28 protein-coding genes are annotated in these 26,930 nt (G+C 41.1%); 25 read left to right on the top strand and 3 right to left on the bottom strand.

The features are described from left to right. Window positions 1-325: 325 nt before the first annotated feature. The 3 genes from AC58QO_RS28015 (at window position 326) to AC58QO_RS28005 (ending at window position 3,299) form a co-directional block, all read left to right on the top strand. The gene (locus AC58QO_RS28015) at window positions 326-949 is read left to right on the top strand and encodes a hypothetical protein (RefSeq protein ID WP_497271390.1); all 624 of its coding nucleotides are present in this window, start codon (window positions 326-328) and stop codon (window positions 947-949) included. A 983-nt stretch (window positions 950-1,932) separates the two neighbouring features. Next, the gene (locus AC58QO_RS28010) at window positions 1,933-2,583 is read left to right on the top strand and encodes an S-layer homology domain-containing protein (RefSeq protein ID WP_497271388.1); all 651 of its coding nucleotides are present in this window, start codon (window positions 1,933-1,935) and stop codon (window positions 2,581-2,583) included. Further along, window positions 2,502-3,299 carry a hypothetical protein gene (locus AC58QO_RS28005; RefSeq protein WP_497271386.1) on the top strand — a complete coding sequence of 266 codons (798 nt, stop codon included), beginning with the start codon at window positions 2,502-2,504 and terminating at the stop codon, window positions 3,297-3,299. Before AC58QO_RS28010 ends, AC58QO_RS28005 begins: the two co-directional genes overlap by 82 nt. A gap of 446 nt (window positions 3,300-3,745) precedes the next feature. Here the strand turns inward: AC58QO_RS28005 and AC58QO_RS28000 are convergent, their stop codons facing one another. Both AC58QO_RS28000 and AC58QO_RS27995 read right to left on the bottom strand, forming a co-directional pair. Further along, window positions 3,746-4,306 carry a hypothetical protein gene (locus tag AC58QO_RS28000; protein ID WP_497271384.1) on the bottom strand — a complete coding sequence of 187 codons (561 nt, stop codon included), beginning with the start codon at window positions 4,304-4,306 and terminating at the stop codon, window positions 3,746-3,748. Between the two features lie 39 nt (window positions 4,307-4,345). Continuing rightward, window positions 4,346-5,617, bottom strand: coding sequence for a ParM/StbA family protein (locus AC58QO_RS27995; protein WP_497271382.1), 1,272 nt, complete (start codon window positions 5,615-5,617; stop codon window positions 4,346-4,348). A gap of 641 nt (window positions 5,618-6,258) precedes the next feature. Here AC58QO_RS27995 and AC58QO_RS27990 point away from each other — a divergent pair. The 17 genes from AC58QO_RS27990 (at window position 6,259) to radC (ending at window position 21,602) form a co-directional block, all read left to right on the top strand. Continuing rightward, window positions 6,259-7,254: a replication-relaxation family protein gene (locus AC58QO_RS27990; protein ID WP_497271380.1), complete on the top strand. Its 996-nt coding sequence runs from the start codon at window positions 6,259-6,261 to the stop codon at window positions 7,252-7,254. 14 nt (window positions 7,255-7,268) lie between these two features. Further along, window positions 7,269-7,400 (top strand): hypothetical protein, encoded by a 132-nt coding sequence (locus tag AC58QO_RS27985; RefSeq protein WP_497271378.1) that lies wholly within the window; start codon window positions 7,269-7,271, stop codon window positions 7,398-7,400. A 144-nt stretch (window positions 7,401-7,544) separates the two neighbouring features. Next, the gene (locus AC58QO_RS27980; RefSeq protein WP_497271376.1) at window positions 7,545-7,925 is read left to right on the top strand and encodes a hypothetical protein; all 381 of its coding nucleotides are present in this window, start codon (window positions 7,545-7,547) and stop codon (window positions 7,923-7,925) included. A 21-nt stretch (window positions 7,926-7,946) separates the two neighbouring features. After that, the gene (locus tag AC58QO_RS27975) at window positions 7,947-9,047 is read left to right on the top strand and encodes a conjugal transfer protein (protein WP_497271374.1); all 1,101 of its coding nucleotides are present in this window, start codon (window positions 7,947-7,949) and stop codon (window positions 9,045-9,047) included. Window positions 9,048-9,106: 59 nt separating this feature from the next. Continuing rightward, window positions 9,107-9,409, top strand: a complete 303-nt coding sequence (locus AC58QO_RS27970) for a hypothetical protein (protein WP_497271372.1) — start codon at window positions 9,107-9,109, stop codon at window positions 9,407-9,409. Window positions 9,410-9,411: 2 nt separating this feature from the next. Continuing rightward, entirely contained in the window at window positions 9,412-9,816 is a 405-nt protein-coding gene (locus tag AC58QO_RS27965; protein ID WP_497271370.1) for a TcpE family conjugal transfer membrane protein, read from the top strand. 31 nt (window positions 9,817-9,847) lie between these two features. Then, window positions 9,848-12,496, top strand: coding sequence for an ATP-binding protein (locus AC58QO_RS27960; RefSeq protein ID WP_497271368.1), 2,649 nt, complete (start codon window positions 9,848-9,850; stop codon window positions 12,494-12,496). Then, on the top strand, window positions 12,477-15,140 hold the full coding sequence (locus AC58QO_RS27955; protein WP_497271366.1) for a CD3337/EF1877 family mobilome membrane protein: 2,664 nt from the start codon (window positions 12,477-12,479) through the stop codon (window positions 15,138-15,140). Before AC58QO_RS27960 ends, AC58QO_RS27955 begins: the two co-directional genes overlap by 20 nt. Window positions 15,141-15,150: 10 nt before the next feature. Next, window positions 15,151-17,034, top strand: coding sequence for a glucosaminidase domain-containing protein (locus AC58QO_RS27950; RefSeq protein WP_497271364.1), 1,884 nt, complete (start codon window positions 15,151-15,153; stop codon window positions 17,032-17,034). 1 nt (window position 17,035) lies between these two features. Then, complete coding sequence (locus AC58QO_RS27945) at window positions 17,036-17,473, top strand: hypothetical protein (protein ID WP_497271362.1); 438 nt, start codon at window positions 17,036-17,038, stop codon at window positions 17,471-17,473. A 470-nt stretch (window positions 17,474-17,943) separates the two neighbouring features. Continuing rightward, complete coding sequence (locus tag AC58QO_RS27940) at window positions 17,944-18,378, top strand: excalibur calcium-binding domain-containing protein (RefSeq protein ID WP_497271360.1); 435 nt, start codon at window positions 17,944-17,946, stop codon at window positions 18,376-18,378. Between the two features lie 283 nt (window positions 18,379-18,661). Further along, window positions 18,662-19,063 carry a hypothetical protein gene (locus AC58QO_RS27935; RefSeq protein ID WP_497271358.1) on the top strand — a complete coding sequence of 134 codons (402 nt, stop codon included), beginning with the start codon at window positions 18,662-18,664 and terminating at the stop codon, window positions 19,061-19,063. 45 nt (window positions 19,064-19,108) lie between these two features. Then, window positions 19,109-19,396: a hypothetical protein gene (locus AC58QO_RS27930; protein WP_497271356.1), complete on the top strand. Its 288-nt coding sequence runs from the start codon at window positions 19,109-19,111 to the stop codon at window positions 19,394-19,396. Window positions 19,397-19,486: 90 nt separating this feature from the next. Further along, entirely contained in the window at window positions 19,487-19,684 is a 198-nt protein-coding gene (locus AC58QO_RS27925; protein WP_497271354.1) for a hypothetical protein, read from the top strand. A 232-nt stretch (window positions 19,685-19,916) separates the two neighbouring features. Further along, on the top strand, window positions 19,917-20,168 hold the full coding sequence (locus AC58QO_RS27920) for a hypothetical protein (RefSeq protein ID WP_497271352.1): 252 nt from the start codon (window positions 19,917-19,919) through the stop codon (window positions 20,166-20,168). Window positions 20,169-20,202: 34 nt separating this feature from the next. Continuing rightward, the gene (locus AC58QO_RS27915; protein WP_497271350.1) at window positions 20,203-20,547 is read left to right on the top strand and encodes a hypothetical protein; all 345 of its coding nucleotides are present in this window, start codon (window positions 20,203-20,205) and stop codon (window positions 20,545-20,547) included. 380 nt (window positions 20,548-20,927) lie between these two features. After that, on the top strand, window positions 20,928-21,602 hold the full coding sequence (radC, locus tag AC58QO_RS27910; protein ID WP_497271348.1) for a RadC family protein: 675 nt from the start codon (window positions 20,928-20,930) through the stop codon (window positions 21,600-21,602). Window positions 21,603-21,692: 90 nt separating this feature from the next. On the opposite strand, the gene AC58QO_RS27905 is transcribed toward radC, so the two are convergent. Continuing rightward, window positions 21,693-21,860, bottom strand: a complete 168-nt coding sequence (locus tag AC58QO_RS27905) for a hypothetical protein (protein ID WP_497271346.1) — start codon at window positions 21,858-21,860, stop codon at window positions 21,693-21,695. Between the two features lie 212 nt (window positions 21,861-22,072). Between AC58QO_RS27905 and AC58QO_RS27900 the strand changes: the two genes are divergently transcribed. From AC58QO_RS27900 to AC58QO_RS27880, 5 genes are all read left to right on the top strand, one after another. After that, window positions 22,073-23,086: a hypothetical protein gene (locus AC58QO_RS27900; RefSeq protein WP_497271344.1), complete on the top strand. Its 1,014-nt coding sequence runs from the start codon at window positions 22,073-22,075 to the stop codon at window positions 23,084-23,086. Between the two features lie 16 nt (window positions 23,087-23,102). Further along, complete coding sequence (locus AC58QO_RS27895; RefSeq protein ID WP_497271342.1) at window positions 23,103-23,279, top strand: hypothetical protein; 177 nt, start codon at window positions 23,103-23,105, stop codon at window positions 23,277-23,279. A 117-nt stretch (window positions 23,280-23,396) separates the two neighbouring features. Continuing rightward, complete coding sequence (locus AC58QO_RS27890; RefSeq protein ID WP_497271340.1) at window positions 23,397-23,564, top strand: hypothetical protein; 168 nt, start codon at window positions 23,397-23,399, stop codon at window positions 23,562-23,564. Window positions 23,565-23,721: 157 nt separating this feature from the next. After that, window positions 23,722-23,853 carry a hypothetical protein gene (locus AC58QO_RS27885; RefSeq protein ID WP_497271339.1) on the top strand — a complete coding sequence of 44 codons (132 nt, stop codon included), beginning with the start codon at window positions 23,722-23,724 and terminating at the stop codon, window positions 23,851-23,853. 818 nt (window positions 23,854-24,671) lie between these two features. After that, window positions 24,672-26,930: SBBP repeat-containing protein (locus AC58QO_RS27880; RefSeq protein ID WP_497271337.1), on the top strand; the 2,259-nt coding region annotated here is incomplete at its 3' end.

Raw genomic sequence — 26,930 nt, 5'->3', positions numbered from 1 at the left:
ATATGTTTAACATTGGTTATTAACCAATAGTTACTTGTTTTCTATATGTGTAACATTGCTTGTTAACCAATTGTGGTTTGTTTTCTGTATGTGTAACATTGGTTATTAACCAATTGTGGTTTGTTAATTATATAGGCAACACCGGTTGTCTACAATATGATTTAATAATTCCCCGGGGATCCACACGTGCTCCACTAAGAACAAACAAGTGAGGAGGGTAGTGACGTATCTCCATTGTTTGTGTATCATTAAGATAGAGTATGTAGTCCCTTTGTGTTCTACAAAACGCATGATGATTCACCTATAAACAAGGAGTTGGTCTGTCGTGGAGTTGGATAAGGCGTGGAAAATATCAGAATTCGCAAAATTAATAGACAAGCATACAAACACTATTGATCAATGGTTCAAAGGACTAGAGGATAAACATGTTCATTATGTAAATAGGATTGCTGGTGAAAAAGTTTACGATGAACTCGATCTAGAGATAGGCAGATACATTAAAGAGAGTCGAGATAAAGGATATACGCTTGCAATCATTTTTGAACAACTACATCAAGTTTACGAGTTACGGAAATTTCCTCCTGGTTGGGTATCGAACGACCAACTTATGGATGTCGATACAATACGTAAGACATTCGAAGATATGCTAACAAAAATGAAAGCTGATGTAACAAAGGAGGCTATCGCAGCTGCAACTGCGTTGCTTCCTGCTCCAAAGTCTAATGAGGAACAGAAATCCGAACGAATAAATGATTTAATGACTAAATATAAAGTAGAGAAAAAAGTTGAGGAAGACGCGATTAAGGCTTGGGAGAAGTTGCCAGAGACCGAACGTACAACGAAGAGATTCTTCAGGAAAGAAGTCAACTGGGCCGAGAGGGAGAAGTTCATTAATAAATATGTGACAGACAACCTAGAAGCTGCATTGAAAGAGGAATATGGAGTTTAATTATATATAGAATTGTTGGGCGCTCATTTTTGAGTGTCTTTTTTGTGCTTCATCTGTGGAGCATCTATAAACAACCATATGTGAAAGAGTGGTGGACAATATATTTATTAAATATTTATAATAAATTCATATTCAATATAAATTCAATAATAAAAGATTATATATATGTGATAAATCATTTTTAATTTTCATTTAACAAAGATATAAATGATTTACGAATCATTTATAAATTACATTTATATTGAATTTAAAATAGCTAGTGACAAAGCAGTAAAATATTGACGAGAACTTTCCTTAACAGTGACATCAAGGATGAATTTGTTGCCTTATCTGGTGGTCAGACAGGATCATATCAGTAGATTCTTTATTGCAATAAACTATCCTAATTATTAACCGGTTCATAATATACCTAGGCATCGTTCATCCAACCACCGAAAGTATGATCATAATTTTCATCACGGTTTTACAAATCCATTAGGCGAAAAGGGACCCTTTGGAATAATTAATAGCTATGAATAAATCATATACGGCATTAACCGAATTCTAAGATTGACCACGTCGATATTGTCACCCTGTTCGAGGAAGGAGAGGAGAGTTTTCGAAGACTTTCGATTACTTCCTCGAGAAGATTCCTGGCAACATATTCTGGCTAGACGTGGACTTGAGGTCTCAAACTTTTAAAAAGGAATAAACAACGAATGATTAACAATCAATATGCTAAACGGAAAGCTCATTCGATCTTTTAGAAGCTTAACTCGAAGGGATTGGGTGAGAGGGGGAGGGAGCAACTAATTGTAGGTGACTTGTTCACATGATGAATTTGTATTCAGTGGAAAGGTTGGCTTGGTAGTAACCACGGTAGGTAAAGTTGTGAGGAGTAGATCGATGGAGTTAAGCTAACGGGCAACATAGTTAAAAACTTTACGTGCGAATGTGAAAATTAGTAGAATGTAATTTGAAATAGCATACACCAGAGCGGGACAATGAAAAAAACGCTGATCGTTGGAACGGTATTATTTGCATTAGGTATTGGACATTCTGTAACTGCGGCAACTGCTGACGGAGAAGTGGATTTCAAAGATGTTGGAGGGCACTGGGCACAAAGCGGCATCGCATACATGGTGGAATCAGCGGCGGTTGATGGATATCCTGATGGAACGTTTCGGCCAAATGGAACTATTACGAGAGCTGAATTCAGTAAAGTTCTTGCGGATCTGATGGATGCAGAGGGTGGGAGTAACGCTTTTGCTGACACAAAAGAACATTGGGCAAAATCCAAGGTAAATGGTTTGGTAGGCAAAGGTATCATTGTAACTTCTGAATATCCAAATGGCTTTGGCCCGAACGAGAATATAACTCGTTTAGAAATCAGTAAGATGGTCGCTCGAGGTTTGGCGCAAGAAAGCCTGCTTTGGAAAGCTATTTTGACAGGTTTTCAGGATCTTCCGGCGATTAATATTCCGTTTAACGATCAAGACGAAATGAAATTATCAGATGCACCTTATATCGCATTAGCAAACAGCTCGGTGGTTATGACGATGGGACGTTTAGAGTGGATCGTTCTGCTACAAGAGCAGAAGCGACAGTTATGCTTAAGCGTTACCTCAATGCAAAGAATAAGAAACCGGTATTGAGCGAGTTGTTAGAAAAATTTAAAGGCGTACTCGACGTACATAAATTCTCCAAAATTCAATTGGAATCATACATTGATAAAGATGCAGATATTGAAAGGTTAAAGAATTTGCCGATTAATCATTACTCTGGTACTCCTTTGTCTAATAATCACTATTACTTGATTCATCCAATGGGACCTAATTCATCCACTAATGATACCAAATTGGTTACACAAGCGATGAATGATATGGTTGATTTTATGGGATGGTTCGAATCTGTTGATTATAGAACGGTTGGAGATTCGTGGATAAATAAAATTCGCCCTTACTACAGTAAAGACTTTCAATACGGGGGAGTTTATTACTCAGCTGAAGATCTACCGAAATTATTTGATCGTTATGTCAAGGAAGTAAAAGATGAAAAATGGACTGAAGAAAGTTTCTTTGTGACTGATCTATCGTTGACATTTAAACAGAAAAAACAATCCGAATTATCCAATACTGATTATATCGTTCGAATGACGCATTATGTTCGTTTCACTTCGGGACTTAGTCTGCCGGATGGTGTAGAGTTGAACAAGTGGTATAAACGTGATATTGATGTGCGGTACATGCAAAATCTATGGAGTGCCAATTTTGCATGGGATGGAGTAGGAGCGGTTCCTTGGGACACAGCAGACAACATTTACGCTGGATATACAGTTATTACTCCTTATAAAGAAGTGACGGCTAAGTAAATAGGTCATATGCGAGCATAATGCTCGCTCTCACGACGGCGGTCGGCAAGACAGTAGTACGTGGAACAACCACAGTGAGCCCTACAATTGGTAGGAAGTTTGAGTTGGTTAATGGACAACGTAAAATGCTAGACACGATGAAACGGCAGCCGGCATAATACTGTAAATTTATTTTTTACACTACAGGGTACGTTACTTCAAAAAACTAGAGGCAGTCTAGGACTGGAAAATCAAGTCCTAGACTGCCGCTAGTTTTTTATATTGGAATCAGTCAGTCTAATACTTATTATTTTGATTTGACGGTTTAGCAATTCAGAAAACCCCGTAGAATCAACAAATCTAATCTAAACCATTATTTTCATTTGACATAAAATGCATCAATGAAGCGAGAATTAACGAAAAGACGCTACACATCTCGAATGAGAAGTGTAGCGTCTTTTCGTTAATTAGGCATATGAGTTTGTTATATCTGGGTCAAACTTTTTTGCTGCCTTTGTTTTTTGTTTAATGGGACTTCCCGCAGCGTTATCTTGAGCCAGACCCAGTTCTGATGTCGCAATTGTTTGTACATTACCATAAGTAGAAGGAACATTACTTTGTTCGATCGCAGATGGATTCGTGTGTTCATAATACTCCGGAATAGAAGGTTGACCCGTAAGACTTACAGCCACATATTCGTTCTGTATTTGTGATGTCGATGCAATTTCCTTCTCCAATATACTTTGATGGGAGGAGGGGGAGGGTGCTGACACGTACGAGTATGTTGTTGATGTATTGTTCAAAGAAACAGAAGACAATTGCGATTTTAAGCTATCAATGGATCGCTTTTGCGGGATGTGCAGTTGAAGATTTCGGAGTCCGTTTTCTGCAATTTCCTTCTGTATGAGGTAGCGCATGGAATCACTATACTGGTCCTGCAAATTGAGCCACTGCATGACTTGCGCTTCTTCATCCTCTCTCAGTTTCATTGCAATAAGCTTTCCGGGGTAAGCCTCCTTAGTTTTCATTGTTTTCACCCCCCTGAGTTTAAGATTAGCTTATTTTTTCTATTTTTCATCTGCTGCAGCGATTTCTTTTTTGGAGTTCGAAGAAGCTTTTAATGCTTTATAAATATCGCTTCGTACAAAATAATCTAATCCTTCAGCATTAAGCGTAACTGCATAATTAGCTGGAACATAGAGAAGTTGAAACCGTGAATTATCCGCTAATTCCTTTAATTTCGGATATAGCTGTTCACGCATAATGATACTGCCGCCGCCATACACAGCAAGAACATCAATCTCATTCGCACCGATTTTGAGGATTTGATCACTAATATGTTTGATGATTTGATTTACTTGGTTCTCACAATGTGGCCGGAACGCTTGTAGTGCTTCACCTATAAATTTATGAGGGCGCTTTGAAAACTGACTGATCAATATATCGCTATATTGTTGACGCGAAACTGAATTAAACACATGTGGTGCAAGTGAAATTAGATCTTCAATCGCATCCCCAATCGCATGCCCAACACCGTGGTTTACACCACTACAGAAATCTTTATCCACTCTATCTCCTACAGTATACGGTGTATCTGAAGTTCCATCGCCGAGATCTAAGTGTAAGATATTCTTTCCATCAAGATAGCTACCATCAATATCAGTAAGACCATAAGTCTCTGCAAACTCACTGAAAAGATCATTTAGATTGTCGCCGTCGTAACTACCCGTTCTCCAATTTCCTTCCTTATCCATCTGCAATGAAAAGACAGGAGGGGTTCCTTCTTGAAGGATCTGCACATATTCAAAATCGATTTTCACATCTACCTTTTTTGTTAAACCCAAGTGTACGGTTACGTTATGAGTACCATTAGTAAATTTAGCTTTCATTTTATCGACATTAGCAGGGCTATGTTGCTTTACTGGAAGTGCTGCGGACATGTCTACCTTAACCGCAATGGATTCTGTATCTGATTTTTTAGAGTATGCCTTTTCCACTGCTCGAGCAGCGATGATTGCAAGAGTATTAACATAAGTAACTTCCTGATCCGATTTCGCGTTGTTCCCTTTTACATACAGGCTTGTAACATTCTCACCAACTGTTTTAAGTGCATGACGACCGATAAGATAAAGACCAGTGCGTACTGCTGGTGAAACAATTGAAACAGCCAAATTATCGTAAAGGTTATGTAAATTCTTCTGAACGTCCAACTCATCATCAGACCATGGATGCTTTCCAGCGACAGCAAAGACATTTGGTTGGCGAATCAATTTTCCATCTACATACACATCATGCTCACTGTTTCCAATATCGTTACCAACAAAAAAATGAAGTTTCATACTTTTTCCTCCCATGGATAAACTATCAATTCTTATATTGATTGTATTTTGTTTTTAAATCACAGTCAAATCCTATTTGAATAATTTTTAATTCTATATAAATCATATTTATATGTTATTCAAACAAAAAAGCATACGAAAGCAATTGTATCATGGCGCATATATAGCCTTTTTGGAGTATCCCCCCCCTTTGCGGGTAAACCGTAGAGTGTACCCTTTTTCTCACGGTCATTATTCCATAATTCCAATTTGACGGCATTGCTGAATGGGGAAATGTGTATTACGATTGGAAACAAAGGGGGGATGATGCCCAAGCGCGCGATGTGGTCCATTGAAATTATATACATAGTGGAAGTTTTTTTACTTCACTAAACTCTTTATCATGTTCATGGTTGATTCAAAACTATTTGTTCATCATGTTCGTAAGTGTTTCTTTATCATGTTTAATATTGTTTCCTTATGTGTTTCTTTATCTGTTTCTTTACCTACTTGCACATTGCAATGTGAATTCTAGTGATTCCGCCAAAAAGTCGCGCGATGATTGGGTTTAGTTCTGAAACAAAAACGCGACTAACACGATAAAACGGTAGAATTAAAAATTGGGGGAACGAAATTGTTTAGTATGGATGGAGATGTGCCCTTTGAAAAGTGGAGAAGATAATGTTCGTCCCTCAAATGGTAGGTCGAACGATGGATCCCGTAAAAAGGTTCGGGTGCCAGGTGATTATACTTTTGGTGATGTAGTTAATCGATTAGGGGATAGGGATTGGAGGATATTAGTAGATCTGTACTTTTGCAGATGTATGCCTCAGTTTTCTCTCGTTGATGTTTTCTTCTTGGATTGTCCTGGAGACTACTATAAGGATTACGCAAATGCTGCTCCTGATGTTAAAGCTGAATTGGAAAATAAAAATCGGAACCGAGCACTCTTAAAAGCGAGGCGGACAATGTGGGAACTATATTTAGGCGGATTGGTCGAACAGACGAATATTTTACCTAACGAGGTGGATAAACCAGCTCACAGTAGAAAGAGGGTCCGCGGAGATACTTGGTACTATCTAACGAGTCGTGGTTTACGTATCGTTGAATTACGTATTGGTGTTCTTGAGGAATCCAGGTTATCAAAATTGGAATTGGACATGGAGCGAGCTAAGAAGGAACACTTTTGGGAGCTAGGTAAAGTTTACCTCGATCTCCGATATAAATACATGGCCGATATTAGAGCTAAACAATTTCAAGATTGGGACTGGCACCCGGCATTAATAGTTTATGCCAATAAGAATACGAACAATGAAATTCGTCCAGATGCCGTTTTTAGACTACAAGAACAAGTGTTCTATATCGAGTTAGATCGATCTAATGAGCCCATTCAACGTTCACCATTTATGACAGAGCAAGTATCTATTGTGAGCAAACTCAAAAGATATAGAGACGTAATTAATGCATCAAAGGATATACCTCTGCAGCAGAACGGAGTAATTGCGTTTATTGTCCCCGAAGCTATCTATGATTCGAGAATAAAAAATATCATCGCAGCAGGTAAGGATGTTTGGCCAAATGATCCTAACCGTGTCATTGTAGGTAGAACTATTGGAGATATCTTCGATCAAAGACTTAAAGCTGCAACTAAAGAGTAGGGGAGGTTAATGGCTTGAAGTATGAAGAAATAACACCTGAACAAAAGAGGGCATATGGCTTTGTGGGATTAACGAAGGAAGCAATAGCTGCCATAAAAAACAAATCCACCCTGAACAAACCAAAGCTTAATGATCCTAAGCATTAGCATTTACGACTCGTCGTCGGTGGTAAAGATGATTAAAATGGTGAATACGATTTGGGGATAGCTTCCAATAGCCATATATTAATTAATATATATACATGTTATATTATTAATATATATATAATCATCTCGGAGGGAGGTGAGCGATTGAGTAAGAATAAGAGGATTATCTTTGCGAGCGTAACTGTCCTTTTGGCATTAATCATGGCCGTTCTCATGATCCGTGATCCAGTAGAGAAGACGGTCGCCCCAGAACCTTCAAAACAAATAGTGGATACACCTTCTCCGAAAGCCGCACCAACACCGAAGGCTATTGATGATTCGCATGAAAAAGTTACAGGTCTCATCGATGAGGCATCAGCGGCTGTGGTGAGAGAAACACCCGGCTTATGGGGAAGAGTAGTTGAATCTTGGAATTGGTTCATGGGCTTCGATACAAAACACGCGATCATCCTTCTTGGCGTAATGATATTCTTTTTTGGAATCATTGCAACTGGTGGAGGTAGAAACAAGAAGAGTCAACACTAAGGTAGGGTAGGTGATAACACATTGGGTTTCTTTTCAAAAAAGAATAAATCTGAACATGACAACGAAACAGATGTTAAAAAAGAAGCAAAGATTAAGCCAGACAAGTCAATTAAGCCACAAGCTCCAAAAGCATTGGCTGGAAAGAAGATCATTAGAACATTTTTTTGGGTGTTTATGAGTCTTCTCTTCCTCAAGGGCGCAATTGCCTTTGCACAGGGTAATCGAACAATTAACCAAACAATTATCAATGGTGATACAACACCGAATATCTCAGATTCGGTTAAAGGGTTCTCTGCTGACTTCGCTACCGAATACTTTAGCTGGGATGCAAACTTTGCAGCAGAACGCAGTACTCGCTTAGGTAAATTTATTAAGGGCATTGATTCTGATATGGGGTTAAAGAATTACGATGTTAAAGGTTCTAGTAAAGTTACATCGACTGAAATATACACCACTAATCAGATCGATCCTACTCATGTCGATGTTACCGTTGTCGTTTGGCGAGATGTTCAGGCTTTACCAGACAAGATTCAAGCAGCACAAGGAAAAACGACAACACCGTCCATTGTTCAGAAAAAGACGTATATGGTTGTTCCGATTACACTTGCAAGTGAAGGTCCAGTGATACAATCATATCCACGATTCGTTTCTGAGCAGCAAAAAGGGGAAACAGTAGACACTTCATCAAATGGCAACACAGTAGGAGACGGTGATCTTCTCAAAAGAAGTAAAGAACTTGCAAATAGCTTCCTGAAATCTTGGTACGAAGGAAATGCAAGTCAACTTAAATACTTTTACGCAGATTCCGTTAAGTCTCCAGAAGTTCTTCAAAAATCAGATTTCTCTTACGAAAGTCTGGACAAGATTTCCGTTTATGAGAATCCGTCAAAATTGGGGGAGCCTATCACTTTTCGTATTGAGGCAACTGTCATCGTGAAGAGTGACCTAAGTGAACCGTTTACGAATAGTTGGAATCTTCATGTTACGCAAAAGGATGGGCGACTGTATGTGTTATCCAATGGAGTCCAACAATCGCTAACATCTGCAGCAGGAACACCATCTCCTTATGGATCTCTAGCTCCTGCGAGTCCTTCACCAAATGTAAAAACGACCCCAAACTAATAGTCATATATTAATATATTAAATAATACACAAGTATTCGAAGGGAGTTTTAACTCACAATGTTGAAACGTAAACAATCAAATATTTCTCTGAAAATTGCATTGCTATCCATCGCACTTTATTCTATTGTCTCGCCAGTTTTTGCAGATGGGGTTGGAACGAAGATAGGTACAAGTTTGTCAACAAACATTGAAGCTTTAATCCCTGCGGTATTACTTGCTATTGGTGTTTATTTTATTTTCACACGTGACTGGATGAAAATGATCAGTTTTGTCGCAATTGCAGTCATTATCGCAATCTTCACGAACTGGACATGGGTAAAAGCCATTGGCAGTAAAGTATATACAACTTTCGTTGCTTAACTATGAGTGAAAAAAATGAATCCCCTCGTATCACGGTTTCAAATTACACAAAAATTTGGAACCTAGATTGGGTAGTCTATGCGCTGGAAGGGAAGAAGCTGCCAATACCTGCAAACTTACGTGTTATTGGGATATTCGTGGTCTGTGAACTCCTATTTTGGATTTTGGGTAAATCACTGCTATTCTTCCTTCCAAAATCATACACTATCTTCTTGTTACCCATCGGCGCCACGTGGCTCATTGCAAAGCAAAAACTTGATGGCAAAGCACCTCACAAATGGATGTTTGGCATGATTCAACATTGGATGCGTCCAAAACACCTACACCGTTACAGAAAATTCGAGCATACGAAGCATTACAAATACGGTAGCAAAGTTGTTTACCGCACCCGGAGAGAGCGTGCATAGCGCGCTCTCTTTTTACAAGGAGGCTCAACCATTGGCAATTGAAACGAAAAAAAGAGTGAATACGATAAACGTCGAGTTCCCTATAGCATACTTCGAGCAAAACCTCATATTTAATCATAACAAAACCGTTTGGGCAATTTACGAAATTGATTCATATATTTACGATCACCTTAGCGAACAACAAAAAATTGACCGTCTAATTACGCAAACCTCCTTCTTGACACTCTTAACCGATAAGTTCCATCTTTTGTGGTTGCCTCGTACCCATGATATTACCAAGCATCACGAACAGTTGAAAGAACGCTTAAGTGGCCCAATGAAAAAATGGGGCAAGAAGTTTATTAATACCATGGATGATTACTTGAACAACAATTACAATGCGGTCGACGGCAACAACAATGCCGATTACCGTGCCTATATCGCCGTTTACTTGCCGAAGAACGATACTAAAGATCTTGTTGAGCAAGTCGAATCGATAGCCTTGGAACTGAAAAAGATGATCCTACATCCTAAACGATTCATAGATAATCTCTCGGGTTTAAATGAACCAGAAATATTTGAACATGAGTTCCATTCCTATTCGATCAAGGAAAAACAAATTTATGATCGTCTCTCCCGCAAAATGAAGATAAAGAGAGCTTCCCATGCAACGATTGAATGGTTGATTAAACGGAATTTCAGGTGGGGAATAACCGAACCCGTGCTGCGCTCAGTCGACGAAGATGGATGGAGCCCGAAAAAGACAAAAGGGGAGAGGGCGGGACTAAATACATTTCTTTATGACTCTCGTCAGGTGCTCACTTTAACCGAAGGTGACATCGATGCATCACACCCGCGCCGAATTCAAATTACGCAACCACACGACGGGGAAGAGAAGAGGGTATATCACGCTTACCTCGCTCTATCAGAATTACCTGAGTCGATGGAAATGCCAGGGAGTGAATGGTTGTACAGTGCAGCAACGCTTCCTTTCCCAGTAGAGATGAGCATCAAAGTAGAAGTACTTGAAGCTCGTGACGCGCTTAAGAAACTAAGCAAGAAAAAGATGGATATTGAAAATCAGGTTAAAAACATAAACGAAGCCGGTGCAACCGTACCTCTAGATTTACAGGAGAAACAGGAACGGGCTTTATACCTCGAAGACGAGTATAAGAAAAGAAAAAATCCAACGTTTATTACACACGTCACGTTCGGACTCTATCACACCGACCTCAATATGTTGAAAAGCAATATTAAGATTGTTCAGGACCATTACCGAGATTTTGGCAATATTCATATCGAACTGCCCGCAGGTGACCAATGGCTTCTGTTTAATGATTTCATTCCAGGATCACCGAGATATGTATCGGATTATATCCAGAGAATTCCTCCTGAAACCCTCGCATCCGGTATGATCGGTGCAACACAAGAACTCGGAGACGGGAAAGGTTTGTATATTGGCACTACGGGTTTTCTACAAAGACCAGTCTACGTAGACATGAGACATGCTAGTCAGATAAATAGATCTCCATCCTTCAGTATTACAGGTACCTTGGGGGGCGGTAAGTCAGTTTTGATGAACTTACTTTCTTATCACAACTCTATTTCTGGCGGGAAGACGTTGATGTTTGACCCGAAAGGTGAACGTTCACATTGGCCGGATATGTTGCCTGAATTGAAAGATCAAATCCAAGTTGCCACATTATCAGCATCACCTGAAGATATCGGAAAGCTTGATCCTTTCGTAATGCTCTCTAACATTGAAGATGCGAAAGAAGCAGCGATGGATGTTCTCTCGTACTTAGCATCAGTTAAGACAAATTCAATTCAATACTCCTATATCTCGAAAGTGGTACTAAAGGTAGCGTCCGAGCCGAATCCCTTCCTAAAGAAATGCATACATGAGTTATTTAATTTAGGAGAAACGCGCCCTGAAGCTGCGATAGTTGCTGAAGTTCTGAATAGTTTTGCAGATTTGTCATTTGCCAAACTATTATTCGGAAACGGCGAACAAAAAGCCATCAACATGGATTACGCTTTAAACATTCTTCAAGTTCAAAATTTGAAGATGCCCCCAATAGAGAAATCACCTGAGAATTATTCACTTATTGAAAAGATGTCAGTTGCGACAATGTATTCAATCGGCCGATTTATGGACGCTTTTATCTATTTTGACCGCGCGATCTTCACTTTAGCGGATATGGATGAGGCGTGGGCCATGTTAAACACACAAATAGGTAAAGAGATTGCAAATCGAGTTATCCGTACTGGTCGATCACTGAATGGAGGACTAGGGATTGCTACGCAGAACGCTACTGACCTTGCTGGGGATCTTGCAGGTAATATCGGAATGAAATTTGCATTCCGCGACTCGGATACAGCAAAAATCAAAAGCACATTATCTTATTTCGGTCTAGAACATACGTTAGAAAACATTGATCTCATTAAGAATCTAAACAATGGACAGTGTCTTATGCAGGATATCTATGGCCGTGTAGGAGTATTGACCGTCGATGTTGTGTTCCAGCATTTGTTTGATTGTTTCGATACGCGGCCTCCGGAAGAGAATGAAAAAGAAGCTCCTTTAAAATTAGAAGTCGAACATGAATACTCGGTACTTGAACGATTCGCTGAGTATCAGTCACAGGTGGCTGCGACGGGAGAGGAGGATATCATTCCTGATGGTGAAGATGAGGATTAAAATGCCTTCTAAGCGATCACTTATCATATTGAGTCTCATTTTCACCATGATACTTGCCTTTATCGTGCCAGTAACCGTTTCTTATGCGAAGTCGATGGATGATATGATCCCCAGTGATACTAACGCGAACGCATTGTATAACAAATACAGTCCATCGCATTACGGGTTCCAGACTTCTCTGCCTGACCGTCATTTTTGGCAGGTTGGAAGTAAGGTAGATGACGGAATAACGAGCACATATGATCACATGCTCTCCATGCTCTTCCTTGGGGGCGTTCAAATTACACGCTTCTTTACCTTCATTGCGCGTGAAGCCTTTGAATTTTCCTTCATGAACAGCCTGATTACTGGTGTAGAGGAGATTATGAAAAACCTTACGGGGATTAGTGGCGGAAGTATCGGAAATGGATTATGGAACAGTATGTTCGGGATTTTCGCTACCGTCACCGTCGCTTATATATTATGGCAAGTAATTCGCTTTAGGTTTTTGGACTCCTTGCAAACGATGGTCTCCTTTCTTCTTGCACTCATTGTCGCATTTGCATTCTTCGCCAACGCAGGGTCATTCCTTCGTTTAATGAACGATGGTGCCAATGAAATAGCGGCTATGATGTACAAAGGGCTCGCAGCGCCAGGAGGGCTCAGTTCATCTACAGCAACAGGCGTTCAAGCGATTTCTGAGCAGGTTTGGATGGAGCTTGTCATGAAACCTTACGGTATGCTTCAGTTTGATGATCCTACTGCATACGATACACATCCCGATTTGGTTGATAAAGTTTTGAGTAAGGATCCCTATTCCGATGATCGGGATAAGGCGCTGAAAGCGGTCAAAGGTACCTTTCCTGCTGTTGAGAAGGTTCGCTCAGACGAACAGATGATTGTCTTGATCTGTAATAGTTTGTTCTCTATTGTACTCCTTGGTCTATTCTGCTTTTGGGCGCTTGCGACGATCTATGCCAGAATCAAATTGCTAATCCATACAATTATTATGTCCGTAACACTACTTGCATCCTTGTTACCTGGTAGAGAAGCAGGATTATCTGTATTGCGAACCCAGTTTGTAAAGTTAATCGGTCTTGTTCTTATGACCATGTTTACCATGTTTTTTCTAGATTTATCATTAGTTGTAGGACACATGACCTTCAATATCGTCTATACAAAAGCTAAAGCCGGCTGGTTTACAGCTATGTTGCTTGAGTCGATCATGGTTTTTGTTATTTTTAAATATCGCGAAGAAATTGGATCTGTATTTTCCAAGGTTGCAGGAAATATGCCAATTGTACCCAAAGCGAAAGCAACAGTTTTGGATGCTGTTCAACGAAATGTGACCCGCTCACTATATAACAAAGCTGGTGAGACAGTCAGCGGTTTGTTCAATCGGAAAGAACCAGAGGGTGTGCCTAGCACATTTAATCCAAGTTCGATCAACAAAGCCAACGATAACTTAAATGATGCAACGACGTCTAGCATGCAACTCCGTTTTCAACGAGAGAAGGAAGCTGCCGAAAATCATTCTTTTGAAACTGGTCAACCAGTACAATATACACCGTATGTCCAGAAGGTAAATGAAAATCTACGAAACGGAACTAAAAATCCGTTCCGTGGCATGGACAAAGAGTGGAAAGAGGAAAAATCGCGACTTGGTGACATTAAGAAGGACGGAGGCGATGTAAAACAGGCGATACTTACCCGGGGCGTTTCGGAGGATATGAACGATCAACAAGTAGCGGCTATGATGTATACCAACGAAAATGCTATTCGCCAAGCATCCTCCTTCATGGTCAACCGTCCACGGTCAGCGGTAGATCAAATGCAACGAGCAGGCACACTCAATAAAAACAGGAAACTGGAAACATCCGTTAATGATTTCGTGATGGTTGAGCTATTCGAACGATATAAAGTGGAGTACAAGCAGGCCATTGATGAATCAGCAGCTTCTGGCAATCCGCCACAGCATACTGATTTTGTTAAGAGTATGGACGACCGTTTCAAGTCAGTTGGGATGAACACCACTCAGAAAGTTAACGAAACCATGCTTAACCGTAGTGGCCGAATCTCGATTGCTTCCAAATTTGAATCTATGCCAGAGTTTCGTCAAAAGAAAGATGATTTGCTGAGTGCGAATGAGGCTTTCCGCAAAGCATCTGCACCTAAGGAAGGCATCTCTACGCCGGTTGAACCTGTTGCTATTCCCGCTCCTGCAAGCAGAGCATCTGTACTCAAAAGCATGCCTTCCTTGCCGACTTCTTCCGATAAAAGGGGGATGTCACTTGTTCTTACAACTGTACCTGAAGTGAAGTCAAATATTGACCTGAGTCGTGTTAAGTTACCAGATGACCTCAACAAAAGAATGAATGAATCTAAAACCAAGCTTGCAAATGGAGTGTCCCTAGAAGACGGGGATCGAGTTGAAATCGACATTAAAGCAAAAACGCAAGTATTTTATAACGTAAAACAGCGTGTTACTCATGAAGTTTCAACAGATCTCAGTGTCATGCACAAAGAAACGAAGATTATGGAGAACGCTAACGGAGCGAGATTTTCCGCTGCGGAAGGTAACGAAAGCACTACTAAGCTGGCGAATAAGATTAAGCAGAAGGCGCAGGAAACACGCAAACCTAAACAGCGCCCTCGCGTGCAATAGGGGGCTGTCAATGACTTCCTTGAATCTTGAACAAGCTGGGGCTATGGTAAAAAACCACCTCAAGAACAAAATTAAGAATCAGATGAGAATGAAAATTGCTTCGAGTGTTGCCTCCCACTTCGCTGGCTTCTGGTGGCTTTACTTGATTTTGCTTGCGGTATTCCTTTTCTTTTATCTCATTGCTGCTGCCGTTTCATCAGCTCAGTCAATTGCTTCTCAAATTTTTGTGTCGGAGAAGTTTTTGCCGCCACAAATTTATAAGCAAGACCTCGAGCAACTAATTACCGATGGTTTTAGCGAACGTACGAACCCCCTTACGGGACAAAAAGAATTACATAGTGGAATTGACATAAGACTGCCAATTGGTACTCCAGTGTCTAGTTCTCAAGATGGCGTGGTTAAAAAAGTCGTCTTCCCGACTCACTCAGATCCTGCGATATTGAAAAATGGGGGCATCTGCGTGGAAATCGAAAGCTCTGCCCAGGATATGCCTGGGATGTTACGATATTTGCATTTAAGTAATGCGCTTGTTGTGCCAGGCCAGTCCGTTAAGAAAGGGCAAATCATTGGATTTTCGGGAAATACAGGCCAATCCACGGGTCCCCATCTTCATTACGAGTTGCTTCCAAAAGACTTAGAAGTGACTGATCCAACTAAGTACGTCATGTTCATGTCCAAACTTACTGATGTTGCGACTGAAGCGGCATTTAATGCTCTTTCAGATGTAAACTTCTCCGAGATGAATGGGTATCTATATAAATCACCGCCAATGCTTTATATCAGTAACGTATACATGGAAACTGCAGCTCCGCCATTCAATGAAACTGGAACGATTTTAACACGTGATCTAAACTCAGGGCTTGACTTAGGATCAAGTACCGGAGTGGGGGGTGGGAGAAGTGCCGGCCCGCCTATCACTGTACCTACGACAGTAGGCGTCTTGCACAATCCCTTCTTTATCAAATGGGCACCTTACGCTATAGAGTCGGAGAAGAGAACAGGCGTCAAGGCTAGTGTTACCTTAGCTCAGATGGCACTTGAATCTGGTTACGGCGGCATAGATATTTGTAACAACGTATTTGGAATAAAGGCAAATTCGAGCTGGAGAGGCTCTGTGTGCTACTCCAGTACTAACGAACAGAATAGTGACGTAACTTATAGCATCGTAGTTGGCTTCAGAGCCTATGGGAGTTATGAGGAATCATTTGACGATCATGCTAAATTCTTAATCGATAACGGACGATATGCTGTTACTCGTTCGAAACAAAATCCTTTCGAGTGGGCAAACGAACTGCAAAAAGCGACTTATGCAACTGATTGGCAGTATGCAAACAAACTAAAAACGATCATGATGAACGATAATCTTATGAGTCTTGACAACGATCGGGGAATCGACCCGAGCACTGGGGAAGCATGGGAAGATGTACCCTACAATGGGATCGTTCCATTACCTCCAAGCTCATCTGTTTCTGTTCCTTCACAGCCTACGCAGCCAACAGATCGCAAGGAGAATACCTCCAATAGCGTGACCATAACATTCGGTATTGAACAAGTGTACGGAATATATGCACGTCAAGTCCATAGGGCAACCGTGACTAAGACGAAGTCCTCTTCTTCAGATTCGACGACCGGCAATGAGTCCTCAAATGGTTCAAGCGAAGAAGAGACGGAAGAAATCGTCACCTATTCAACCTTTTCTGACCCCATAACAAATAAACCCATAATTAATTTGGTGAATTACAACAATGTTATAAAATCAAATTATTACGGGGAAACAGATGCACCTAACATCTATGCAAAAGATATACCTGATGCCATATCGGTGACTCTTGAATCAAGTTCCTCAGATGACCTTCATGTTGCACATGTAGACTATATAAAGGGGCAGTACTAATATGAACGTACAAATGATGGACCAACTATTCGTAGAATCCTACTTTATGATGAATTTCGAAATCACCTTCTCTGGAGTAAAGACATGGTTTGATATGGCCGGCATGCAAATTGACGATACTTCTTTGTTCAAGGCATTGCTGTTTCCTGAGCAAACTCCTTCTGATTTGCAGGTAGAGCTTACACGGACTATCATTTATCGGTATGAAGATGTGTTTTACCAGGTAAACCGTACCGAAAAAGTCATCAGTGACCGGGTTGACCTGATACGAGACGTCACTGAACCCGTACATCAGCTGCTGCTTTGCTTGATGAACACTCGAACCCTTCGAGGCATAAGCGACACACTTATTGACTTTGGTGTGACTTTAGCACTCGACAAATCGAAGGATGAGTCTTTATATTCAACTCTGCATGACTATTTTCAAATTAATGAATAACTCGTTACTCAAAATCAGAGAAAGTCATATTGTGTAACAAACAAGAATTGTTCATAGTACCACCGTCCTGCAGCCGTCCTTCTTGGGCGGCTTTATTCTATCTTATGATGGTTAAACCAAACAGAAGATAGAGCAATTAGAAAAGATGTATATCGCGGTTAATATTATGGACGAATATGATGATCCGCTCTATAAGGATAAATCCAAGATTTTTCTATGAGACTCATTCTACTAGTGATTTCAAAAAATCTTCTAATTAATCTTTTCAAAACTAAAAAAACGACATGCTAAACCGACAGCGTTCTTACTACACATAAAATAGAATAATAATGTTACATAGTGTATCTAAATATATAATTTGGGAAAGAGGCAAATGCTGATATCGTGAGGTGGTTTTCTTTTAATATGGTTTTATTAAATCCCAAAATTACAGATTTACGGCGTGAAAGATTCAAAAAAGGAGGGATTACATGGATCAACGCGAGTTAGAAACTATAGTAGATTTTTATAAAAATAGTAAAGAAAAAATCAAAGTGTACAGCACAAAAGGTGGATATTATTCTGGACGGGTTGAGAGCCAGGGCTTTGTTGGAGATCATCTAAGACTTCGTTCTGGTACGGATATAGCATATATCCCTAATGAGGAAATAAAAGATATTCAAAGATACTCTCGCTTTGAAGAGACCACAGATTTCATTAAAATTTTTGGAGCAATAATAGGGGTATTCGCATTTATTGCAGTTATTTCATACTCTTGCGCTTCTATGTCTAAATCAACACCACAGAGTTACTACCAAGACTGCACGGATGCATACAATTCGGGTGTGTACAATATTCATCGCAATCAACCAGGGTATCGTGCCGCACTTGATAGAGACCATGATGGGATTGCTTGTGAACGTTAAATAAGTTAGAAACTATATTTTTTTTATTTCTAGAGCGAAATCGCGCCATGGAAATGCTTTGCCCAATTAGCCTTTTTCAGATATACTTTGGATATTACAAATTCACATTTTATTTTCTTCGTAGATACTTTTTCAGCGAAGATGGAGCTTTGTCGTTTAGACAATAATTAGAATGATAGTCCCGGAAATGGAAATTGCATGCCAATCTTTTATTTGGTCGTGCCATTTTTTATTTTCGGGACTTTTTTGTTTGCCACAAATGTGCAAAGGGGGGTAATTGGACATGGATTATCGGAGTGAAAATTGGTCGTATGAACTGGAGTGTATGCAAAAAGCTGTATTTGGTGAACTGGATGGATTTCGAATCGAAATCTCTCCTCACTATACCCTCGATCGTCTGGAAAATCCAGACTATCCTGACCGTGTCTGGGTAGATATCGACATTGCAGCTGCAATACTCACTGGAAGGATCATTGCTGGTTATTCAAGTACTGAGAATCGAAATCGTAAGTCTAGAGTCCATGGATTAATTACCCCTACTCGGCTCATTCTTGGGCAAGATAGAGAAGGGATTATGTTCATTGTCGTTGTAGGATTTATGAGTTCGAAGAACTTCATTGTGGTGACCTGCTATCCAGCAGAACATCAACATCTGAAGCGTGCTGAAGACTTGAAAAAATCGTAGTTTATTCAAAATCATGATACAATTAGGTCATTAGGAGGCGGTGTTATGACGACTCATTGTGACCTCTGTAAAGGGGAAATTCAAATGTTAATGACGGAGAGCAAACGCTCGTTTGTCGGTGGAAGTTTGACTGTTAGAGAGATACCTGCAAGGAAATGTGATTGCGATACTGATATTCGTATTCTTCTTCCGGATGGTGTTATCGTGGACGGTTACAAAACGCAGCTTGAGAAGATCGGTGTTATTGGTGATGTTAGCATTCCTTTGGCTAAGCTTAAGGAGCGTTTCACCGTCATGGACTTCCTAAGACCTCATCTTCCGCAGCAGGGGTAATTGGTATTATTAATGGGGGCAATCGCATTACGTCTATGACGTATTTGTGATGCCCTTTATCATTTTGGATGATATTAGGAGGAGACGACCATGTTTAATCAGGTTGTGCAAGCGTATCAGGGCGGTAATCTCGTGGTAACGGACATACCTGCCGATGATGTGAGCAGTGAGTTAAGTGAGTATCAAACTAAACTTATTGCAAATTACGTTGGCTTTTTGAACGATAAAAACATTCTTGGCGATATCGTTGTGTCCTTAGCAGAGATTAAAAAGAGGTTCGAATCTTAAAGGTTCAGATCCGTTCACTACGTTGGTGGTAATTCGTATAAAAAGAAGAAGGAATGAGTGGCTATGCCAACAAAAAAGGCAAACGTCTTATTTGGTTGTTGTCTATGTCATCGGAATTTTGTTTCTGATTGACCGGCTGACATTTGGCTAAACCGTTTCATCTATTCTAGGACGGAAATTGGAAGATGCTATGGGCATCTTCTTTTTTTATGCCCAAAAAGGAGGAAATAGGATGATAAAGAAGGTTTCGATCCAACTCAACCACCGTCTCATTTGCGGTGGCGTGGCAATCGTTGAGAGGAATGGTGAACAAAGCTGCATCTATTTTGATGTGGTAAAGACCAATCCGATCAAAGTGATTGTTGGTGGCCGTGGCAAGCAGGTTGAGGATGAGGATGCAGATATGTTTGAACGTGCGTTGCTTGATTTATTCAATAAACATCAAGTACCCCTAACTCTTGGGATCTACGCAATTTCTGCATAGTACATAAAAATCGAACTGAAGGGTGGCAATTGGAATGAATCCAGTCGAACAAAAAGAGGTATGTCTCATGCTTAACCTTGGCGGCTTTGAGAAGCGTATGAATGAAAATCTTAAAGTCGCTCGGTGCATTGGCAAGACAGTATACGCCTTAACCGGACATGGATTAGTGAAGGTCGATCACAATAATTATATGGTTCCTGTAAGCGTCATGAGCTTATCACCTGCTGAGTTGCTTGTTTGGTCCTCAACGATCAATGAACAGCTACAGGCCGAAGGCTTTCAGACGGGTGATGCGATTATTCTCGCAGCTGGGAGACAATATCGTGGGATGATCCCCCTTGGCACCGCTATTGCTGGTGACATTCGGTTAGAGGCTTAGCCTATGAAACTACGATACATTGCATTCAAATGGTCGGTGGAACTACCGCTTGACGATTTGTCACCTGTAATTCGAAGCAGTAACTAGCACGGAGTCGGAGCCAATTAGAAGGTTCAAAAAAACCATAGTGTGAAGGAGGGAGCCCCTCTGCCATTCGGCGCAGGGGGGTGCCCTTCTGCGCTTGGTACGGGCGATTAGAATGACGACAACTCAAAAGGTCTTATTGATGAAGGTATCCCGCGAATATCAACTTCGCAAGGCGCTAAGGGAATGTACTATTATTGGCAAATTCCTTGTGAAGTAATACGGGGTTTAAGAAGAGATGTGCTATTAGGCACTCTCTCTTTTTTATATTCATCAAAAACTGGAGGTAATTTCAAATGTCCGTATCTATTCTCAATAAAACCGCGATAAAGGAAGCAAAAAACCACTATTTCTCTGCATGCAATCCAAATGTGTTTTCTAATAAGGAACTGCTTACTCTTATTTTGGAGCCAATCTTGCGTGACCGTTCACTCTCCATTATGGCGGACGACATTCTCCAAAAAGGATTACCGTATTTGGTGTCCCTTTCCGAATTTGAACTATCCACGCACTTTGGATTGAATGAAAAGCAGAGTTTCCACCTTATGGCCGTTTTTGAATTGGCACGCCGCACTTGCAGAATGCACACAGAGGAGATTGTGACGATTAAGCAGCCTTCCGATGCTCGAGAAGTAGTCCGCGACTTGAAATTCTTAGACAAGGAACATTTCATAAGTTTGTTCTTGAACACGAAGAATCATGTCATTGGGCGTGAAACCATCTCGGTTGGATCCTTAAACGCCGCCATTGTTCATCCCAGGGAAGTGTTTAAGGCAGCCATCAGAAGAGGGGCAGCTTCCGTGATTTTTGCTCATAATCACCCGAGTTTCGACCCCTCGCCTTCACCTGAAGACATCGAGTTAACCAAAAGGTTAGTTGAATGTGGGGAGATAATTGGAATTCCGGTACTCGATCATATCATTATTGGTGGCGACAACTGGGTGAGTATAAAAGAGCGCGATCTAATGTGATTATAGGGGGTAATTGGGATGAAGATCATTAACGCAGAAATAACCGGTATTCGTTGAAATCTTCAAACGTTTCGGACACCGGGCGAACTTTCACGCTTCATTGGGACTTGGATCAACCGACATACTCCAGCGGCCTCCTTTGTTCTCAGCGGATGCCAGTACGTGGATTTCAGGACGCAGCTTCCGAAGATTGCTCACGCTTGCGGGCGCAGAATCGGTACCAGGTTGGATATGGTGTGAAGAAGCTCTTGGTTTCAATGTACGCTCATTTACAGTTTTAGAAGACCGGTACGAGGACTTACAGATGAATATAGATCTTCTCCCGCCGACTTTCGTTTGAGTTCATTCGAATGAAGGTTAAATAAGGAGGGATGCCCTTGCAACTATAGGGGCATCCTCACCTTAGTTGCAAGGCCATATATTACCCTCTCTATTGTTTTTTGATAGAATGTAATTAAGAGGGGTGTAAGATGAGATCATTAATTTGGCAATATGCTGTTCTACTTTTTATCCTGTCATTCGATATATGGACCAATAATTCGGACAAAGCGAAGGAATTTTTCACATTTGCTATTAAACCTTGGTTCGATGACATCAAGATTCCACTAGTCTGGGCGGTTTTATTTATAATTGGTCTTATAATTCTGTTTCGTGATCGTCTGGCCAATAAAGAGAAAGAAAAAGACGAACTCAAGAGTCTGATGAGAAGTCGGATGGAAATGCTAGTCATGGCCAATCAAGAATTAAGTGAATATCGTATGCGTGATCTTCTGGTCAACTTTTTTCAACGTTATGTCTCAATTCACCCATATGTCCTAGGGGTACAATTGTACGATTACACCATCGTTAATACATCAGGGAGAGGCATTGTAAAAATTAACCTAGTTGATGGTTATGTAAGGGAATCTGTTGATGTTAACGCTAAACAGCAGATTTACTATTCTTACGATATCCAGATGATGCGGGAATTCCAAGTGGCTTATGAAGCGATGAATCTTAGCTCAGAGGAATCTGAATTCGAATCTGAATTAGATCCTACCAAACTTGTCCGCTTCATTCAAAAGTACAACCATGCAATAAACACAAAACCTAATCAAAGCCTAACTGAAGAGGACGCTATCCAATACGCATTTGTCTCTCTCGGCACTAAAATTTTAAGTGAAGCCATTGATGAAGAAGTTCATTACTATCTAGATCCCGTTAAAATAAACCTTCTTTTATCAAAAAAGCGCACAGGTTTATTGCAGTCCATTTTATTCAGTATCGCACCTTACACGTTTTCGCATCAGGGGAATAATGATAAGGCAGATCGGCAATATATCGCTAGTCCCTTTCATGTCAATGATCGCCAGTATCTATATGTGATTGTTCTAGATGCAGAAATATTAATGGAGCAAGAATATCAAACGATGCTGGACGATATTAGTAATAGTTTTGAAACTAAGCTTCAAAAATGCTTTGAAGAGATGTATAATGGTAATTAGAAGGGTGATGATACAAATGCCAATGAATCCTAATGATAAGAATACGTTCGCTGCTAGTTTACGTGGTAAGCTTGAAAGAGAAGGCTTCCAAGTCAAAGGGGCATCATCTGGTGGACCAGTACATCCCAACAAAGGCAAATGCTATAGTTCGATTGTTGGACAACGGAGAAGTCCACTAGTCATAAAATATTAAACAAATCTATTATTGATGCTTCAAAAAGAGACAGCTATAAACAGCTGTCTCTTTTTTGCATAATTTTGTTTAGATTCGCATAAAATTGTCCACAAAGGTAGTATAGGGGGCGATAATATGCCTAAGAATCCAAAAGTAAAAGAACGAATTTTGCAACAGCTAAGAGATGCTGGGTTTAATGTTGGAAAAGTTGAAGGGAAGCGTACTAGTCTAGCAGGAATTGTTGGAAGTAGACGCAAAAATTTAGAAGTTCATTTTGATCCAGATAAATATAAACGCAATTAATTGAAATTTGACAACACTTTAAATATTAAAATGGTTTTACAACACTCTCCTTTGATGGGTGTTGTTTTTTTATTTACGTGCTTCTATGATCGAGAATATTGTAAGATATAGGTAACGATAGTTTACAACAAATATCTCTCAAAGTAAGGTGAATAGGATGAAAACTAATAAAAAGATTATACCATTCTGTCCAAAACCTGTTCCATTGATTGATAAGACGCAAAAAGAATTAATAGAGGAACGCAGAAAAAAAAGAGAAGAACTCCTTAAGGGGATTCGAAAGAAATAGTGAGCTATTGTGTGTATGTGTAAGCTTCATTATCAATCACATAACGTAGGTGGCGATTCCGTGCCCATAAACCCAAAACTAAAAGAACAAATTTTGCAACAACTAAGAGAATCGGAAAATTATACCACGAAAAAACTTTTCTGGGAGTGAGTGAGCCATTTGTTGGCAATAACCGGAGCCGGATAGGTGTAGTTACGAGTAACGGGTAAATGAAAAGCTGCACGGAGAGGGACAGGTCTTTCCCTAGCCATGCAGCTCTTACTTGATGATGCGAGATGCAAAGATCGCAAGACCCACTCCGATAATTGTTCCGGTTACAATACCAATGAATTTCTTTGGCAGATGTAGAATTTTCATGATCTTAATAAGAATCTCATTCAATATTTTTGAACCGTCTAAGGGAGCTGTCGCGAAACTCAGGCTTAAGCCATGCGTACTTAAGCTTACTCGAGCGCTCGATTAAATCGGTGTGCCCCTCGACAGTCAATCGATTAAGCGATGTGCTAGTGATGGAACTAGAGGAGCTTTTTCATATCAATATAGCGTGAGAAAATCGGGAATGATGCCAACGGATGGTGAAGGACCACACTTTAATGTGTGGTCTTTTTTTGTTTTCTTCGTGCTTTAGTTATGTGCTAAATATTCCAATCAGAAGTATTAAGTGTTGTGAGAAAAAGAGATTGGGGTTTTGTGTGTAAAAAATAAATGTAACGTCGATGCATCATCTAAGCAAGAGTTAGTACAAATGCACAGACAAGCTGTCTAGTCCTAACATAACCATATTTTAATGTACACACACGTTCGAAAGGAGGGTTGCTATGCAACCCGAGGAAGAGACAAAACAGAGCACATTGGAAGCATACGGGAAGCTTCCGCTTGCGTTCGTTCCCAATGTCGGGCAAAAGGATGATCAGATTTCGTTCTATGCACAAGGGAAGGGCTTTCGATGCGCCTTCACTCCAGATCAAGTAAGAATGACCTTTTATGAAATCGATCCTCTCCCTTCATCGTCTCACAAACCTGGGATTGATCGGTATTTGCCGGAACTGGCAGAGCAAGAAACAAAACGGCGAATGAGAGGTGTCACCCTGGCATGGCGTTTTTTAAATGCTCATTCCGGCATGACAGTCGAGGGAGCGGCGCCGGAAAACGGAAAGATCAACTACTTGCGCGGCAGCGATCCGCAAAACCACTACACGAATCTTCCGCTGTACCGACAAGTCACGTACCGGCGGGTTTGGCCGGGAATTGATGTCGTGTTTCAAGGACACGAAGGGAAGTTCAAATATGATGTGGTGCTGCAGCCTGGTGGCCGTGTGGGCGATATCCGGCTCGTTTGTGAGGGTGCAGATAATCTCCATTTGGATGATGAGGGGAACCTGTTAATCGAAACTCCTTTCGGTACCTTTACAGACCTCAAACCGTTCGCGTATCAAGACGTGGATTACTTACGCAAGCCGGTAGGCTGCCGTTTTATGATCCATTCGGAAGCGGATGGAAGCAAGTCCATCGGTTTTGAAATGACGGAGGAGGTCGATTTCGGTTATCCTCTGGTGATCGATCCGATTCTCCTTTACTCTACCTTTCTTGGGGGAAGTGGGAGTGATGGAGGTAACGGCATCGCGGTGGATGCATTTGGTAACGCCTATGTGACAGGAACCACCAATTCCATCGATTTTCCCACGACCCCCGGAGCTTTCGATATCACTTTCAACGGTGGTGCGGATGTGTTTGTCACGAAATTAAATCCGAGCGGGACGGCGCTGGTCTACTCCACCTATCTCGGAGGAAGCAATTCTGATCAAGGTCTAGGCATTGCTGTGGATGTATTCGGTAATGCCTATGTTATAGGTATTACTGAGTCTAACGATTTCCCCACCACTCCTGGAGCATTTGATATCACCTTCAACGGAGGTACTTTCGATGCGTTCATGACTAAACTTAATCCGAGTGGGACGGCGCTGGTCTACTCCACCTATCTCGGGGGAAGTGGGATTGATCAAGGTTTCGGTATTGCAGTAGATACATCTAGTAATGCTTATGTAATAGGCCGCACTACTTCCTCTAATTTCCCCACTACCCCCGGAGCTTTCGATACCACCTTCAACGGTGGCGAGGATGTGTTTATAACGAAATTAAATCCGAGTGGGACGGCGCTCGTCTACTCCACCTATCTCGGAGGAAGCAATTCTGATCAAGGTTTGGCTATTGCAGTTGATGTGCTCGGTAATGCCTATGTAACAGGTGCTACTCAGTCCAACGATTTCCCAACCACTCCTGGAGCATATGATATCACCTTCAACGGAGGTTCTTTCGATGCTTTCATTACTAAACTTAATCCGACCGGGACGGCTCTGGTCTACTCCACCTATCTCGGGGGAAGTAGTTCTGATGGATGTTTAAGCATCGCGGTGGATGCATCTGATAACGCCTATGTGACAGGATTCACTGAATCTATCAATTTCCCTACCACCATCGGAGCTTTCGATACCACCTTTAACGGTTTACCCGATGCATTCGTGACGAAACTGAATCCGGCCGGGTCAACGCTGATCTACTCCACCTATCTCGGGGGAAGTGGGATTGATCAAGGTTCCGGTATTGCAGTGGATCCATTCGGTAATGCCTATGTAACAGGATTCACCACTTCCGCTGATTTTCCCATCATCCCTGGAGCAATCGATACCACCTATAACGGATTTCGAGATGCGTTTGTGACTCGTATAAGTTTAACAGGCTCGAATTTGCTATTTTCTTCTTACCTCGGCGGTAGCTTTAATGATCAAGGGTTTGGCATCGCGGTAGATCCATTCGCTAACGCCTATGTGACAGGATTCACCGATTCCATCAATTTTCCAACCACCCCCGGAGCTTTCGATACCACCTTCGACGGCCTTTCTCAGGATGCGTTTGTCGCAAAAATAGGGGAAGTTGTCGTACCGGGACCGACAGGACCGACAGGGCCAACAGGACCGACAGGGCCAACAGGACCGACAGGGCCAACAGGACCGACAGGGCCAACAGGACCGACAGGGCCAACAGGACCGACAGGGCCAACAGGACCGACAGGGCCAACA

The sequence above is a fragment of the Paenibacillus sp. J31R30 genome, assembly GCF_059692115.1.
The sequence above is the reverse complement of the archived record's forward strand: the minus strand, read 5'-3'. Positions and strand labels throughout refer to the sequence as shown.

Excerpts from the sequence above, each read along its gene's own strand:
- AC58QO_RS28010 (WP_497271388.1), top strand. The coding sequence starts at position 1,933 with ATGAAAAAAACGCTGATCGTTGGAACGGTATTATTTGCATTAGGTATT.
- AC58QO_RS28000 (WP_497271384.1), bottom strand. The coding sequence starts at position 4,306 with ATGAAAACTAAGGAGGCTTACCCCGGAAAGCTTATTGCAATGAAACTG.
- AC58QO_RS27995 (WP_497271382.1), bottom strand. The coding sequence starts at position 5,617 with ATGAAACTTCATTTTTTTGTTGGTAACGATATTGGAAACAGTGAGCAT.
- AC58QO_RS27970 (WP_497271372.1), top strand. The coding sequence starts at position 9,107 with ATGTTGAAACGTAAACAATCAAATATTTCTCTGAAAATTGCATTGCTA.
- AC58QO_RS27965 (WP_497271370.1), top strand. The coding sequence starts at position 9,412 with ATGAGTGAAAAAAATGAATCCCCTCGTATCACGGTTTCAAATTACACA.
- AC58QO_RS27955 (WP_497271366.1), top strand. The coding sequence starts at position 12,477 with ATGGTGAAGATGAGGATTAAAATGCCTTCTAAGCGATCACTTATCATA.
- AC58QO_RS27950 (WP_497271364.1), top strand. The coding sequence starts at position 15,151 with ATGACTTCCTTGAATCTTGAACAAGCTGGGGCTATGGTAAAAAACCAC.
- AC58QO_RS27945 (WP_497271362.1), top strand. The coding sequence starts at position 17,036 with ATGAACGTACAAATGATGGACCAACTATTCGTAGAATCCTACTTTATG.
- AC58QO_RS27940 (WP_497271360.1), top strand. The coding sequence starts at position 17,944 with ATGGATCAACGCGAGTTAGAAACTATAGTAGATTTTTATAAAAATAGT.
- AC58QO_RS27935 (WP_497271358.1), top strand. The coding sequence starts at position 18,662 with ATGGATTATCGGAGTGAAAATTGGTCGTATGAACTGGAGTGTATGCAA.
- AC58QO_RS27930 (WP_497271356.1), top strand. The coding sequence starts at position 19,109 with ATGACGACTCATTGTGACCTCTGTAAAGGGGAAATTCAAATGTTAATG.
- AC58QO_RS27925 (WP_497271354.1), top strand. The coding sequence starts at position 19,487 with ATGTTTAATCAGGTTGTGCAAGCGTATCAGGGCGGTAATCTCGTGGTA.
- AC58QO_RS27920 (WP_497271352.1), top strand. The coding sequence starts at position 19,917 with ATGATAAAGAAGGTTTCGATCCAACTCAACCACCGTCTCATTTGCGGT.
- AC58QO_RS27915 (WP_497271350.1), top strand. The coding sequence starts at position 20,203 with ATGAATCCAGTCGAACAAAAAGAGGTATGTCTCATGCTTAACCTTGGC.
- radC (WP_497271348.1), top strand. The coding sequence starts at position 20,928 with ATGTCCGTATCTATTCTCAATAAAACCGCGATAAAGGAAGCAAAAAAC.
- AC58QO_RS27900 (WP_497271344.1), top strand. The coding sequence starts at position 22,073 with ATGAGATCATTAATTTGGCAATATGCTGTTCTACTTTTTATCCTGTCA.
- AC58QO_RS27895 (WP_497271342.1), top strand. The coding sequence starts at position 23,103 with ATGCCAATGAATCCTAATGATAAGAATACGTTCGCTGCTAGTTTACGT.
- AC58QO_RS27890 (WP_497271340.1), top strand. The coding sequence starts at position 23,397 with ATGCCTAAGAATCCAAAAGTAAAAGAACGAATTTTGCAACAGCTAAGA.
- AC58QO_RS27885 (WP_497271339.1), top strand. The coding sequence starts at position 23,722 with ATGAAAACTAATAAAAAGATTATACCATTCTGTCCAAAACCTGTTCCA.